This is a genomic window from Yinghuangia sp. YIM S10712 (assembly GCF_051388935.1).
Lineage (GTDB): Bacteria > Actinomycetota > Actinomycetes > Streptomycetales > Streptomycetaceae > Yinghuangia.
The window spans coordinates 1-13,500 of the sequence record NZ_JBPKBI010000006.1; the positions used below are offsets into that span (position 1 = coordinate 1).

At 69.2% G+C, this 13,500-nt stretch carries 12 protein-coding genes; 11 read left to right on the forward strand and 1 reads right to left on the reverse strand.

Annotated features, from left to right (window positions below; all coding sequences use genetic code 11):
• From ACRX5W_RS15050 to ACRX5W_RS15075, 6 genes are all read left to right on the forward strand, one after another.
• Positions 1-275, forward strand: a 275-nt coding sequence (locus tag ACRX5W_RS15050; protein ID WP_436788625.1) for a thiamine pyrophosphate-dependent enzyme, incomplete at its 5' end; no start/stop codon positions are given.
• Between the two features lie 66 nt (positions 276-341).
• Positions 342-1,169 (forward strand): TauD/TfdA dioxygenase family protein, encoded by an 828-nt coding sequence (locus ACRX5W_RS15055; protein ID WP_436788626.1) that lies wholly within the window; start codon positions 342-344, stop codon positions 1,167-1,169.
• Positions 1,166-1,909, forward strand: a complete 744-nt coding sequence (locus ACRX5W_RS15060; protein WP_436788627.1) for an SDR family NAD(P)-dependent oxidoreductase — start codon at positions 1,166-1,168, stop codon at positions 1,907-1,909. The genes ACRX5W_RS15055 and ACRX5W_RS15060 overlap by 4 nt, the downstream gene beginning before the upstream one ends.
• Before the next feature lie 273 nt (positions 1,910-2,182).
• A complete protein-coding gene (locus ACRX5W_RS15065; RefSeq protein ID WP_436788628.1) occupies positions 2,183-2,740 on the forward strand; it encodes a carboxymuconolactone decarboxylase family protein in 558 nt (185 codons plus the stop codon).
• Positions 2,741-2,837: 97 nt separating this feature from the next.
• Positions 2,838-3,521, forward strand: a complete 684-nt coding sequence (locus tag ACRX5W_RS15070) for a GntR family transcriptional regulator (protein WP_436788629.1) — start codon at positions 2,838-2,840, stop codon at positions 3,519-3,521.
• A gap of 210 nt (positions 3,522-3,731) precedes the next feature.
• A complete protein-coding gene (locus tag ACRX5W_RS15075) occupies positions 3,732-4,397 on the forward strand; it encodes an SDR family NAD(P)-dependent oxidoreductase (RefSeq protein ID WP_436788630.1) in 666 nt (221 codons plus the stop codon).
• Positions 4,398-4,498: 101 nt separating this feature from the next.
• Here ACRX5W_RS15075 and ACRX5W_RS15080 read toward each other — a convergent pair whose 3' ends face one another.
• Positions 4,499-4,657, reverse strand: coding sequence for an Arc family DNA-binding protein (locus tag ACRX5W_RS15080; RefSeq protein WP_436788631.1), 159 nt, complete (start codon positions 4,655-4,657; stop codon positions 4,499-4,501).
• Between the two features lie 14 nt (positions 4,658-4,671).
• Between ACRX5W_RS15080 and ACRX5W_RS15085 the strand changes: the two genes are divergently transcribed.
• From ACRX5W_RS15085 to dxs, 5 genes are all read left to right on the forward strand, one after another.
• Positions 4,672-5,898 carry an RNA-guided endonuclease InsQ/TnpB family protein gene (locus ACRX5W_RS15085; RefSeq protein WP_436788632.1) on the forward strand — a complete coding sequence of 409 codons (1,227 nt, stop codon included), beginning with the start codon at positions 4,672-4,674 and terminating at the stop codon, positions 5,896-5,898.
• Positions 5,899-6,211: 313 nt separating this feature from the next.
• Positions 6,212-8,935 (forward strand): aconitate hydratase AcnA, encoded by a 2,724-nt coding sequence (gene acnA, locus ACRX5W_RS15090; RefSeq protein WP_436788910.1) that lies wholly within the window; start codon positions 6,212-6,214, stop codon positions 8,933-8,935.
• A gap of 347 nt (positions 8,936-9,282) precedes the next feature.
• Positions 9,283-9,639: a hypothetical protein gene (locus tag ACRX5W_RS15095; protein ID WP_436788633.1), complete on the forward strand. Its 357-nt coding sequence runs from the start codon at positions 9,283-9,285 to the stop codon at positions 9,637-9,639.
• 130 nt (positions 9,640-9,769) lie between these two features.
• Complete coding sequence (locus ACRX5W_RS15100; protein WP_436788634.1) at positions 9,770-10,948, forward strand: substrate-binding domain-containing protein; 1,179 nt, start codon at positions 9,770-9,772, stop codon at positions 10,946-10,948.
• Between the two features lie 245 nt (positions 10,949-11,193).
• On the forward strand, positions 11,194-13,137 hold the full coding sequence (dxs, locus tag ACRX5W_RS15105) for a 1-deoxy-D-xylulose-5-phosphate synthase (RefSeq protein ID WP_436788635.1): 1,944 nt from the start codon (positions 11,194-11,196) through the stop codon (positions 13,135-13,137).
• The last annotated feature ends 363 nt before the right edge of the window (positions 13,138-13,500 follow it).

Below are 13,500 nucleotides of genomic sequence, written 5' to 3' on the forward strand. Positions count from 1 at the left end.
GCCTCGAAGTCGGCGTCTACAAACGCACGTTCGGCCAGGGATCGCGCGAGACCGGCACCCACTGGAGCACCGAGACCCGCCTGGACAAGGTCGCGGAGGGCTTCGGCTGTTACGGCGAGTACGTCGAGCGCGAGGAGGACATCGCGCCCGCGATCAAGCGCGCGTACGCCAGCGGCAAGCCGGGCGTCATCCACGTCGCGGTCGACCCCAAGGCCAACTCCGAGGAAATGCCGAGCTATCACGAGTACTCGACATGGCACTCGGAAGGAATGTGACCGGGCGGCGGCCCGCCGGAAGAAGTTCCACCGCTCGTACCGCTGAAGAGAAAGGAGGGACGAAGAATGGCCGCGATCAGTACGAGGAAACTGAGTGAATTCGTCGGAGCGGAGATTCTGGACGTCGATGTCGACCGTCTGCTGAACGACGACGATCTGCCGTCGGCGTGCCTGGAGGCGCTGGAGGAGTACGGCGTACTGCTGTTCCGTGAGCTGCACATCGACGACCACGCCCAGGTGGCCTTCTGCCGCAAGATGGGCGAGCTCGTCAGGTCGCCGAACTTCGCGATCCCCGAGGTCATCGAGATCAGCTTCGACCCGGCCAACCCGAACGCGAAGTACTACTCCAGCAACGACCATTGGCATTTCGACGGTGCCATGGACGAAATCCCGGCGAAGGCAGCGGCGTTGACCGCCCGCGTGGTCGCGGACAAGGGCGGCGAGACGGAGTTCGCCAGCACCTACGCGGCGTACGACGCCCTTTCCGACGAGGAGAAAGAGCGCTTCGCCGACCTGCGCGTCGTGCACACCTTCGAGACGATCCAGCGCAGGAGCCACCCGGAACCCACAGCGGAGCAGTTGGCCGACTGGGAATCGTGGCCGGTACGCGAGCACCCGCTGGTGTGGGAGCACCGCTCGGGCCGGCGCTCGCTGGTATTCGGTTCGGCGGCATCCCACATCGTCGGGATGGACAAGGAAGAAGGCCGGGAGCTGCTGGCCGACCTCGAACGCCGCGCGACCGCGCCGGACCGCGTGCTGCGGCACTCGTGGTCGGTGGGCGACACGGTGATGTGGGACAACTTGGGCCTGCTCCACCGCGCGGCCCCGTTCGACCGCACCAAGCCGCGCAGGATGCACCGCACGACTCTGGTAGGGGACGAGGCGATCAAGTGACAGAGCGTACAGCGGTTGTGACCGGTGGTGCCTCCGGTATCGGCCTGGCCATCGCGCGCCGTCTGGCGTCCGACGGTGCCCGGGTGGCGATCTTCGACCTCAACGGTGCGGCCGCACAGTCCGCGGCCGCGTCGATCGAGGAGGCCGGCGGCAAGGCCATCGGCCTGTCCGTCGACGTGACCGACCGCCCGGGTATCGAGGCCGGGCTCGACGAGGTGCGGTCGCGGCTCGGCCCGACGACGATCCTGGTCAACAGTGCCGGGATCACCCTCGACGGCCCGTTCCTGGAGATGACCCAGGAGACCTGGGACCGTCTGCTGGCCATCAACCTCACCGGCACGTTCGACTGTTGCCAGGCCGCGTTGCCCGGCATGGTCGAGGAGGGCTGGGGCCGCATCGTCAACATCTCCTCGTCGAGTGTCCACAGCGGCGTGGCCCGGATGGTCGGCTACGTGGCGGCCAAGTCGGGCGTCGTCGGCCTCACCAAGGCGCTCGCACTTGAGTTCGCCCGGTACGGCATCACGGTCAACACGATCCCGCCCGGCTTCATCGACACGCCCATGCTTCAGGAAGCCCGCGAGCGCGGCCTGATGAGCGTCGAGCAGCAGACGGAGAGGACTCCGGTCGGCCGGATCGGCCGCCCCGAGGACATCGCCGGCGCCTGCGCGTACCTGGTGAGCGAGGACGCGAGCTACGTCACCGGCCAGGTCATCGGCGTCAACGGCGGACGCAACACCTGAGACGCCCGACCGGGATCTTCGCAGCGGTCTCCGCTGCGGCTCGTCGGCGAGTCACGGTACGTCGAACCGCCTGACCGGTTCGGCGGAATCGGACGGATGCCGACACGCGGATTCGGTCTGCCCCGCCGCCCGGCGCACGCGGCCGGGGCACACCGGACCGACAACGCGCCACCGACAACCGGCGTCGTGGTCCTCGCGCTTCGCCGACGGAAAAGGGAGACGACTGCAATGGCTCGGATATCACCACTGCCCCGCGCGGAATGGTCTGCGGAGATGACGGATTTCATCTCCGGATTTCGAAAGTCCGCTCTCGGCGACAAACCCGCCGAGGGGCGCCAGTCTGGGGCGAACCTGTTGGGCACGCTGGCACGTTATCCGGCACTGACCAAAAGCTTCCTCGCCTTCAACGGTCACATTTTGTACGGCACGTCACTTTCCGTCCGGCAGCGGGAGATTCTCGTACTCCGGGTGGCCGTCCTTCGGCACTGCGGCTACGAATGGGCGCAGCACGTGATCCTCGGCCGGGAGGCGGGCCTGGGTGACGCGGAGGTCGCCGGCATCATCGACGGCCCCGACGCGCCGGTCTGGTCGCCGGCCGACCGCGCCCTGGTGTGTGCGGTGGACGACCTGCTCACCGACGGCAAGGTGGGCGACGACACGTGGGAAGTCCTCGCGGAGGATCTCGACGAGCAGCAGCTCATGGACGTGGTCTTCACGGTGGGCACGTATGAAATGGTGGCTTTCGTCCTGCGCTCGTTCGGCGTCGAACTGGAACCCGATCTTGCTCCCCATATTCAGGACCGCGGTAAAGCCGACACCGCCGGTCGGTGAAGGGATACACCGGATTGCCGGGCGTTGCGGACGCTTTGCGCCCGCCTTGTCCCTGCGCCTAGAATGCGCGCATTCTCCGACGAATGGTGGTGACTCGATGGCCCGCGCGGTGACATCGGCCGGGCGGGTGGTCGAGATCCTCCGTGAGCTTATTCTCGACAATACCTTTCCGCCCGGCGCCCGCCTTGCCGAAACGGAACTGGCCGAACAACTCGGGGTCAGCCGGACCCCGGTGCGCGAGGCCCTACGGCAACTGGCAGCCGAGGCACTGGTGGAGCTTCCGCCCAACCGCGGTGCGCGCGTAGCGAGTTGGTCCCTGGACGAGCTCGAAAGCGTATTTGAATTGCGGGCGACACTTGAGCCGCGGTTGACCGGGATGGCCGCTGCCCGGGCCGGTGAGGCGGACATCGCCGAGCTGGACGAATTGGCCACACGCATGCTGGCAGTCGGCTCACCCGGACCGGACCAGGACCGGGACGCCCTCGTGCCGCTGAATACCGCGTTCCACGGGAAATTGGTGCGGCTGGCCGACGCGCCCGCTTTCGCGGCGGCTTTGGCCGGCGCGGTGCGCACACCGCTGATCATGCGGAATTTCCACGCCTACGACGATGCGTCGATGCGCCGCAGCCTGGCACACCACATTGAAATCGTTGCGGCCTTCCGCGCCGGCGACCCCCAGTGGGCCACCGCGGTGATGACCGCGCATCTTCGCAACGCCCGCGCGGTGATGCTCCGGACCGTCGCCCCCCACTCGGTCCAACGCGACGAACAAACGCACTGAACCCGCACGGCACCCGCACTGCACCCGCACTGCACCCGTGCTGAACCCGTACTGAACCCGTACTGGACAGCGCGCCGAACACCGGGATGCCCGCCGAGACGCGTGCGCTCCCCGGTGAAACGCGCGATGCAATCCGGCCCAAGGGCAAAAGCGGGCACCCCGACTCATCCCGCCTGAAAGGCGGGCACGACGGAACCAAGGAGGGCGTCGATGCGCCTGAAGGACAAGGTCGCGGTCATCACGGGCGCGGGCTCGGGGATCGGCAAGGCGATGGCTCACCGGTTCGCCGACGAAGGCGCGCGTGTCTTCTGTGCCAGCGTGAGCGGCCGGGCGATCGAGGTCGCCGCGGAGATCGGCGACAAGGCGGTCGGCGTCAAGGCGGACGTCAGCGACGAGGCGGACGTCCAGCGCATGATCGCAACCGCCGAGGAGGCGTTCGGCCGGGTCGACATCCTCGTCAACAACGCCGGATTCGGCGGCAAGCTGATGCCGCTCCACGAGCAGACCACGGAGAGCTGGGACCGCGTCCACGGGGTGAACCTGCGCGGGGTCTTCTTCTGCATGAAGTACGGCATCATCGCGATGCGCAAGACCGGCGGAGGTTCGATCGTCAACATCTCCTCGGCGACGGCGCTCGTCGGCTTCAAGCACCACGGGCTTTACGGCGCGGCCAAGGCAGGCGTCAACCAGATGACGAAGGCCGCCGCCCTCGACTACGCCGACGACAACATTCGGGTCAACGCCGTATGCCCGGGCACGATCTGGACCGGCCTCGTCCCGGCCTCCCAGGAGTCCCCGCAGCCGCCGCCGGGTGTCCGTCGCCTCCCCGGCATACCGATGGACCGTCGCCTCGGCCGCGTTGTTCCTGGCCAGTGACGAATCCTCGTATGTCACCGGATTCCTCCGTGGATGCCCCGGCCTTCAGGCCGGGGAGGAAACAGACCACTGCGGAGCAGGGCAGGGAAACCGAATCGCCGTCAGGGCGATTCGGTGTCGCGTGGGGCCGAGGCGGTGGCGGCCTCAAGCAGGTGGATGATCTCGGAGTTGAGGGACCGCCGATCGCGCCGGGCTTGTTCGACAAGGCGTTTGTGCAGGTCAGCGGGTAGGCGGAGAGAAATACGCTTGTCAGCGTCCATACTAGGATGATGCCATGGCGGCACCGAAACGGCAGGCGGGGGACGCCGGGCGTGCCCGGTACACCTACCGGCTCCGCGTGTCGTCGACCGCCCGTGCGGCGCTCCTTGCGGAATGGGGCCGCTGCCGCTGGGTCTGGAACGAATGCGTCGCCAAATCCCGGCAGACCCACGACCGCAACCGCACCCACCCCGACGACAAGCGCACATGCGGCCCGGCGCAGCTCGACAAGATGCTCACCGACGCCCGCGCGATGACCCCGTGGCTCCGCGATGGTGCGAGCGTCCCCCAGCAGCAGACCATCCGCGACTTCGCGAAATCCCGCGCCAAGGCCCTCAAGGACATCGCCGCCCGGCTGCCGGTGAAGCAGCGCGCCGGGATGCCCCGCGTGAAGAAGAAACGCGAAGCACTGCCGACGCTGAACTACACCGTCCGGGGCTTCCGCCTCCACGACGGACGGCTGCACCTCGCGGGCGGCATCACCATGACCGTGGTGTGGTCCCGCGAACTCCCGTCGGTGCCGTCGTCGGTGCGCATCTACCGGGACTCCCTCGGGCACTGGTACGCGTCGTTCGTCGTCGCCACCGAAACGCAGCCCCTCCGCAAGACCGGCGCTGTGATCGGCGTCGACTGGGGCGTCAAGGAAACCGCGACCACGACATCCGACGCGCACGACCTTCCGCACCCCGAGCACGGCAAGCGGGCGGCGCAGAGCCTCGCCCGGTACCAGCGGATGATGTCCCGCCGGAAACCAACGAGGGGCCAGGCCGCGTCGAAGCGGTACCGGGCGGCGCAGCGCCAGGCCGCGAAGATCCACAAGAAGGTCGTGCGGCAGCGCCAGGACACCGCCCGGAAGTGGGCGAAACGCGTCGTGACCGACCACGACGCCGTCGCGGTGGAGGACTTCCGGCCGAAGTTCCTCGCGAAGTCGACGATGGCCCGGAAGGCCGCCGACGCGGCGATCGCCGCGACGAAGGCGGCGCTGGTCGAGATGGGCCGCAAGCACGGGCGGGACATCCGCCTCGTCAACCCCGCGCACACCACGATGGACTGTGCGCAGTGCGGAGCGAGAACCAAGCACGCACTTCCTCTTTCCGAACGTACCTACTCCTGCACCGCCTGCGGAGCCATGTCCCCGAGGGACAAGAACTCCGCGCGCGTGATGCTGGTCCGGGCAGGTCTCAACCCGGCTGGTGCCGAGGGCGTAAGACCTCGGGGAGCGCCGCTCCCCGAGGCAGCCTGAGCCAGGAATCCCCTCCCTTCAGGGAGGGGAGGATGTCAACGGAATCCTCATGCCGGTGGACGGGCGGCTACTCCGTCGGCTTCTCCGGGATGGGCGCCGAGAAGACCGGCAAGGCCACCGCCTGAACGGGTTTGCCGGGCGCCGGAGTGCGTAGCTTCGACATGCCGTGCGGAACGGCGGACCCGCGGGCCACAGGGCTCCGATCCGGGGCGGGTGGGGCGTAGAGTAGAGTTCTCTCGACGTCAAGATAAACGTAGGGCCCCGCCGTCGGGCCGTTACGGCGCCCGGCGATGGAACCGAGATGGGAGCAGTCGTGTCCGCGAACAGCTTCGACGCCCGCACCACGCTGAACGTGGGTGACGAGTCGTACGAGATCTTCAAGCTGGACAAGGTGGAAGGCAGCGCCCGCCTGCCCTACAGCCTGAAGATCCTGCTGGAGAACCTGCTCCGCACCGAGGACGGCGCCAACATCACCGCCGACCACATCCGGGCGCTCGGCGGCTGGGACCCGAACGCGGAGCCGAGCGAGGAGATCCAGTTCACCCCGGCCCGCGTGATCATGCAGGACTTCACCGGTGTGCCGTGTGTGGTCGACCTCGCCACGATGCGCGAGGCGGTCAAGGAACTGGGCGGCGACCCGGCGAAGATCAACCCGCTCGCGCCCGCCGAGATGGTCATCGACCACTCCGTCATCGCCGACGTCTTCGGCCGCCAGGACGCGTTCGAGATCAACACCGACATCGAGTACGGCCGCAACAAGGAGCGCTACCAGTTCCTGCGCTGGGGCCAGACCGCGTTCAACGAGTTCGCCGTCGTGCCGCCCGGCACCGGCATCGTGCACCAGGTCAACATCGAGCGCCTCGCGCGCACGATTATGGTCCGGGGTGGCCAGGCGTACCCCGACACGTGCGTCGGCACCGACTCGCACACCACGATGGTCAACGGCCTCGGCGTGCTCGGCTGGGGCGTCGGCGGCATCGAGGCCGAGGCGGCCATGCTCGGCCAGCCCGTCTCGATGCTCATCCCGCGCGTCGTCGGCTTCAAGCTGACCGGCAAGCTCCAGGCCGGCGTCACCGCGACCGACCTCGTCCTCACGATCACCGACATGCTGCGCAAGCACGGCGTCGTCGGCAAGTTCGTCGAGTTCTACGGCGAGGGCGTCGGCGCGGTCCCGCTCGCCAACCGCGCCACCCTCGGCAACATGTCGCCGGAGTTCGGCTCGACCTGCGCGATCTTCCCGATCGACGGCGAGACCATCAACTACCTGCGTCTGACCGGCCGTTCCGCGCAGCAGCTCGCGCTCGTCGAGGCGTACGCCAAGGAGCAGGGCCTGTGGCACGACCCGGCCCGCGAGCCGGAGTACTCCGAGTACATCGAGCTCGACGTGTCGACCGTCGTCCCGTCGATCTCCGGCCCCAAGCGCCCGCAGGACCGCGTCGTGCTGTCCGAGGCCAAGGCCAAGTTCCGTGCCGCGCTGCCGGATTACGTCGCCGAGGAGGACGAGGCCGGCAAGGAGTCCTTCCCGGCCTCCGACGCCCCCGCCAACGGCGTCCGCCCGACGAAGCCGACGGCGGTCACCGCGCCCGACGGCACGACGTACGAGATCGACCACGGCGCCGTCGTGATCGCCTCGATCACCTCGTGCACCAACACCTCGAACCCGTCGGTCATGCTGGGCGCCGCCCTGCTGGCCAAGAAGGCCGTCGAGCGCGGCCTGAGCGTCAAGCCGTGGGTCAAGACCACGCTGGCGCCGGGCTCCAAGGTCGTCATGGACTACTACGAGAAGGCCGGTCTGCTCCCCTACATGGAGAAGCTGGGCTTCAACCTGGTCGGCTACGGCTGCGTGACCTGCATCGGCAACTCGGGCCCGCTGCCCGAGGAGGTATCGGCCGCGATCAACGCGCACGACCTCGCCGCGGTCTCGGTGCTGTCGGGCAACCGCAACTTCGAGGGCCGGATCAACCCCGACGTCAAGATGAACTACCTGGCGTCGCCGCCGCTGGTCGTCGCCTACGCGATCGCGGGCTCCATGGACCTCGACATCACCACCGAGCCGCTGGGCCTGGACGCCGAAGGCAACGCGGTGTACCTCAAGGACATCTGGCCCTCCGACCAGGAGGTCGCGGACGTCGTGGCGTCCTCGATCGACCAGGACATGTTCACCGCCTCCTACGCCGACGTGTTCGCGGGCGACCACCGCTGGCAGGCGCTGGACGTGCCGACGGGCGACACCTTCGAGTGGGACCCGGAGTCGACGTACGTGCGCAAGCCCACGTACTTCGAGGGCATGACCATGCAGCCGGCCCCCGTCACCGACATCTCCGGCGCACGGGTGCTCGCCAAGCTCGGCGACTCGGTCACCACCGACCACATCTCCCCGGCCGGCAACATCAAGGCCGACAGCCCGGCGGGCAAGTACCTCGCGGAGCACGGCGTCGACCGCAAGGACTTCAACTCGTACGGCTCCCGTCGTGGCAACCACGAGGTGATGATCCGCGGCACCTTCGCCAACATCCGCCTGCGCAACCAGATCGCGCCGGGCACCGAGGGCGGCTTCACGAAGGACTTCACGCAGTCCTCCCAGGCCGGGGATGCCCCGGTGACGACGATCTACGACGCGTCGGTCAACTACCAGGCCGCCGGCATCCCGCTGGTCGTCCTGGCCGGCAAGGAGTACGGCTCCGGCTCGTCGCGCGACTGGGCCGCGAAGGGCACCTCGCTGCTCGGCGTCAAGGCCGTCATCGCCGAATCGTACGAGCGCATCCACCGCTCGAACCTCATCGGCATGGGCGTCATCCCCCTCCAGTTCCCGGCCGGCCACAGCGCCGACACCATGGGGCTGACCGGTTCGGAGACGTTCTCCATCGCCGGCATCACCGAACTCAACGAGGGCCGCACGCCCAAGACGGTCAAGGTCACCACCGACACCGGCGTGGAGTTCGACGCGGTCGTCCGCATCGACACCCCGGGCGAGGCCGACTACTACCGCAACGGCGGCATCATGCAGTACGTCCTGCGCTCCCTCGTCGCCAAGTGACGCGAGCGCGCTGAGACTTCACCGCGAACGGGCCGGTCCTCCCACGGAGGACCGGCCCGTTCCGTCTCCGGGACGCCCGCCCCAGGGCGGGAGTCACGCCGATCGCGGATGCCGCTGTCCGCTCGGCGCTCCGCTCCGGTCCCGCGCGTGGACACGGGTCGCGCTGCGCCCCGACTCGCGATGACATGGATCGTGTCCCCTCGCGGTGCATTTTCGGTCAGAGACGAGTCATAATCGAACGTATGTACGGAGCGAATGGGCGGGATGCGACCGGGAGGCCGGGGGAGCGGCCTGCGTGGGAGCGGCCCGGGCGCTTCGAGCGGGCGTCGGGCGGACAGGACGGGGTCGTGCCCCCCGGATGGCCGCGAGGGGTGCGCCCGCCGGGGGTCGAGGGCTGGCAGGAGAGCGCGGTCGCGTGGTTGTACGACCTCGTCCCGCCCGGGTATCGGCGCCACGAGGTGCTGAAACGCCATCCGGCCCTGCTGGCCCGCCTGGCCCGCCAGCACGTCGAGGCCGCCCTCCAGGCCGCCCGGCACGGCTACGGCACCGCGCGTGTCGACCTGCGGGACCGCGTCGACGCCCACGTGATCGACGCGGTCATGCGGGTGTATGAGTACGAGGGCTCGCGCACCGCCGCACTGGAACGCGAAGTCGGCCTCGTCGAGCAGGCTTTGGCCGGAAAGCGATGGACCCCGAGGCTCTGACCCGCGTGCGGGGTGACGGGCGGCCGGGTCGAGCGCGTCATCCCAAAAGGTGTCTTTTTCTCTTTTTCTTACTTTTCCTGTCATAAGCGGGCAACGGCTCCTCCGAACTCCCTCGTCCCCAGGAGGCCCGGTGAAAACGCTGCCCCGACATGCGGCGGCCCTGGGCCTCGCGGCCGTCCTGGTCCTCGGTGCGGGGGCGTGCAGCGACACCAGGCACGCCGAGCCGGCCGACGGGGCCAAGCGCCCGGAACGGGCCGAGCAGGCCGACAACGCAGTGACCGGCGGAGACCGCACGCCTGGCGCGCAGGGCTTCCGCATCGGCCTGCTGCTGCCGGACAACACCGCGGTGCGCTACGAGCGCTTCGACAAGCCGTTCTTCGAGGCCGCGGTCGCGAAACTGTGCCCCGCCTGCGAGGTTCGGTACGCCAACGCCCGGCGGCAGGCCGCCACCCAGCGCCAGCAAGCCGAGGCGATGTTCGCCGGCGGCGTCGACGTCCTGGTCCTGGACGCCGTCGACACCCGGGCCGCCGCCTCGATCGTCGAATCGGCGAAGGCCAAGGACATCCCGGTCATCGCCTACGACCGGTTCGCCGAAGGTCCGATCAGCGGCTACGTGTCGTTCGACGACGAGACCGTCGGCCGCATCCAGGGCACCGCGCTCCTGGAGGCGATCAGACGCGGCGGCGACGCCAAACGCGCGCCGGTCATCATGGTCAACGGCTCGCCGACCGACCCCGAGGCCGCCGCGACCAAGCGCGGCGCCCACGGCGTGCTGGACGGCCACGTGATCATCGGCCGTGAGTACGACACACCCGAGCGGTCAGGTTCCTCCGACTCGTCCGAGGACATCGCCCGGGAGGAGACCAGACAGGCCATCAACGCTCTCGGCGGCCCCGGCAAGGTCGCCGGTGTCCACGCCGCCGACGACCGCACGGCCGGCGGCGTGATCGCGGCACTCAAGGCGGCCGGCTTCCACCCCCTGCCGCCGGTCACCGGCCAGGACGCCGAACTCGCGGCCCTCCGCCGCATCGTCGCGGGCGACCAGTACATGACGGTGTTCAAGCCCTACCTGCCCGAGGCCCAGACCGCCGCCGCCATGGCGATCGCCGCGGCGACCGGCGTGCCGTACGCGAAAGCGAACCAGCGCAGGAGCAACGGCACCGTCGAGGTCGCCGCGGCCATCCTCGAACCGGTCCCCGTGACCCGCGCCGACCTTGAGGACACCGTCATCCGCGAGCCGTACTACAGCGTCGCCGATATCTGCACACCCCAGTACGCGGACGCGTGCCGCGCGGCGGGTCTCCGCTGAATCACGACCGGGGTTTGATCGGCTCGAATTCACCGGGCGGGGCCGGAAGCCCAACGATCCGTCGGCGTGTCCGCGGTCCCGGGCGTGTGTATCACGCCACTTCGCGCACGCCGAAGCCGCCGTCCCGGTCGCACCGAATTCCGGAGGCGAACCAGCGGCGGCGCTTCCCGCGTCTAGACTCGGTAGGTGCGTTTCCCGCCCGGGGGACGGGCGAGTTCCGCGATCGACCGATTGAGGAGGTACGGGTGGGCCTGCTGGAGAGCATTCGAGGACCCCGTGATCTCAAGGCGCTCTCTCCGGAGCAGCTCACCGATCTCGCCGACGAGATCCGCGACTTCCTGGTGGACTCCGTGTCCAGGACGGGCGGGCACCTCGGCCCCAACCTCGGCGTGGTGGAGCTCACGCTGGCTCTGCACCGCGTTTTCGACTCACCGCGCGACAAGATCCTGTGGGACACCGGCCACCAGAGCTACGTGCACAAGATCGTGACCGGCCGGCACGACTTCTCCGCGCTGCGCAAGGAGGGCGGCCTCTCCGGCTACCCGAGCCAGGCCGAGTCCGAGCACGACGTCATCGAGAACTCCCACGCATCGACGGTGCTGTCGTACGCCGACGGCTTCGCCAAGGCGTACCAGGTGCGCGGGCTCGACGACCGGCACGTGGTCGCGGTCATCGGCGACGGAGCGCTGACCGGCGGCATGGCGTGGGAGGCGCTCAACAACATCGCCGCGGCCAAGGACCGCCCGGTGATCATCGTCGTCAACGACAACGAGCGTTCGTACGCCCCGACCACCGGCGGCATGGCGAACCACCTCGCGACGCTGCGCACGACGCGCGGCTACGAGCGGTTCCTCGGCTGGGGCAAGGACGTGCTCGGCCGCACCCCCGTCGTCGGTGGCCCGGTGTACGACTTCCTGCACGGCGCCAAGAAGGGTTTGAAGGACTTCGTCGCCCCGCAGGGCCTGTTCGAAGACCTCGGCCTGAAGTACATCGGCCCGGTCGACGGCCACGACACCGACCAGGTGGAGCAGGCGCTACAGCGCGCGAAGGGCTTCGGCGGCCCGGTCATCGTGCACGCCATCACGCAGAAGGGCCGAGGCTACGACCCGGCCCGCAACGACGAGGCGGACCAGTTCCACGCGGTCGGCGTCATCAACCCCGAGACCGGTCTGCCGATCGCCAAGGCGTCGGGCCAGTCGTGGACCTCGGTGTTCGCCGACGAAATGGTCAAGGTAGGCGGCGAACGCGACGACGTCGTGGGCATCACCGCCGCGATGCTCATCCCCGTGGGCCTGCACAAGTTCGCCGCGAAGTACCCCGACCGCACGTTCGACGTCGGGATCGCCGAGCAGCACGCGGTCACCTCCGCCGCGGGTCTCGCGCTCGGCGGCCTGCACCCGGTGGTCGCGGTCTACGCGACGTTCCTCAACCGCGCGTTCGACCAGGTGCTCATGGACTGCGCGCTGCACAAGTGCGGTGTGACGTTCGTGCTGGACCGGGCCGGGGTGACCGGTTTCGACGGGGCGAGCCACAACGGCATGTGGGACATGTCGATCCTCCAGGTCGTGCCGGGCCTGCGGCTCGCCGCACCGCGCGACGCGGCGCAGGTGCGCGCACAGTTGCGCGAGGCGCTGGACGTCGACGACGCGCCGACCGTCGTGCGTTTCGCGAAGGGCACGGTCGGGCCGGACATCGACGCGGTCGGCCGGATCGGCGGCATGGACGTGCTGCGGCGGACCGGGCCGGAGCGCAACGGCGAGGGCGAAGGCGGCGACGTCCTGATCGTCACCGTCGGCACGATGGCCGAGTGCGGCGTGGAGATCGCGGACCGGCTGGCCGACCAGGGCATCGTCTCGACGGTCGTGGACCCGCGCTGGGTCAAGCCGGTCGACCCCGCGCTTCCGGGTCTCGCGGCGCGGCACCGGCTCGTCGTGACGCTTGAGGACAACGGGCGCGCCGGGGGAGTGGGCACGATGATCGCGCAGGCCATGCGCGACGCGGGTGTCGACGTCCCACTGCGCGACTTCGGCCTGCCGAACGAGTTCCTGGACCACGCGGCGCCGAAGGCGATCTTCGAGCGCGTGGGCCTGAACGCCCAGGACATCTCACGGCAGTTGGTCGAGGAGGTCGCACGGCTTGCCGTGAGCCCGGCCGACCCGCAGGACGAGGCGGCGCCGCAGGCATCGTGACGGCAGGGAAGTCGAAAGCCGTCTGAACCACTGGCAGTGGGGGGCCACTTCGCGGCGCGGAGTGGCCCCGCGGGTTTTGCGCGAGTGCGGCGGTGTTTTCTGCTGTCCGAACTTGCGGCCTCGTGCGGCTGTTTGCGCGACTGGGTGACCCGTAGGCTTCCTGGTGACGCGGCTGAGGAAGCTTCAGTCCCAACTCCCCGCTCCACACGCCTTCTTCGCGCCGCCCGTGACGGTCGCGCGGCTCCGCGCCGCCCGCCTCGGCCTGCGCCTGGTGCCCGCGCGTTCAAACCCGCCCCCGGCCATCCGCGTGACGATTCACCCGTACGCGCCGACCGCGACAGGCGAATCCCTTGGGCCTGGTCG

Excerpts from the sequence above, each read along its gene's own strand:
- ACRX5W_RS15080 (WP_436788631.1), bottom strand. The coding sequence starts at position 4,657 with ATGGACGCTGACAAGCGTATTTCTCTCCGCCTACCCGCTGACCTGCAC.
- ACRX5W_RS15085 (WP_436788632.1), top strand. The coding sequence starts at position 4,672 with ATGGCGGCACCGAAACGGCAGGCGGGGGACGCCGGGCGTGCCCGGTAC.
- ACRX5W_RS15065 (WP_436788628.1), top strand. The coding sequence starts at position 2,183 with ATGACGGATTTCATCTCCGGATTTCGAAAGTCCGCTCTCGGCGACAAA.
- ACRX5W_RS15070 (WP_436788629.1), top strand. The coding sequence starts at position 2,838 with ATGGCCCGCGCGGTGACATCGGCCGGGCGGGTGGTCGAGATCCTCCGT.
- ACRX5W_RS15075 (WP_436788630.1), top strand. The coding sequence starts at position 3,732 with ATGCGCCTGAAGGACAAGGTCGCGGTCATCACGGGCGCGGGCTCGGGG.
- ACRX5W_RS15055 (WP_436788626.1), top strand. The coding sequence starts at position 342 with ATGGCCGCGATCAGTACGAGGAAACTGAGTGAATTCGTCGGAGCGGAG.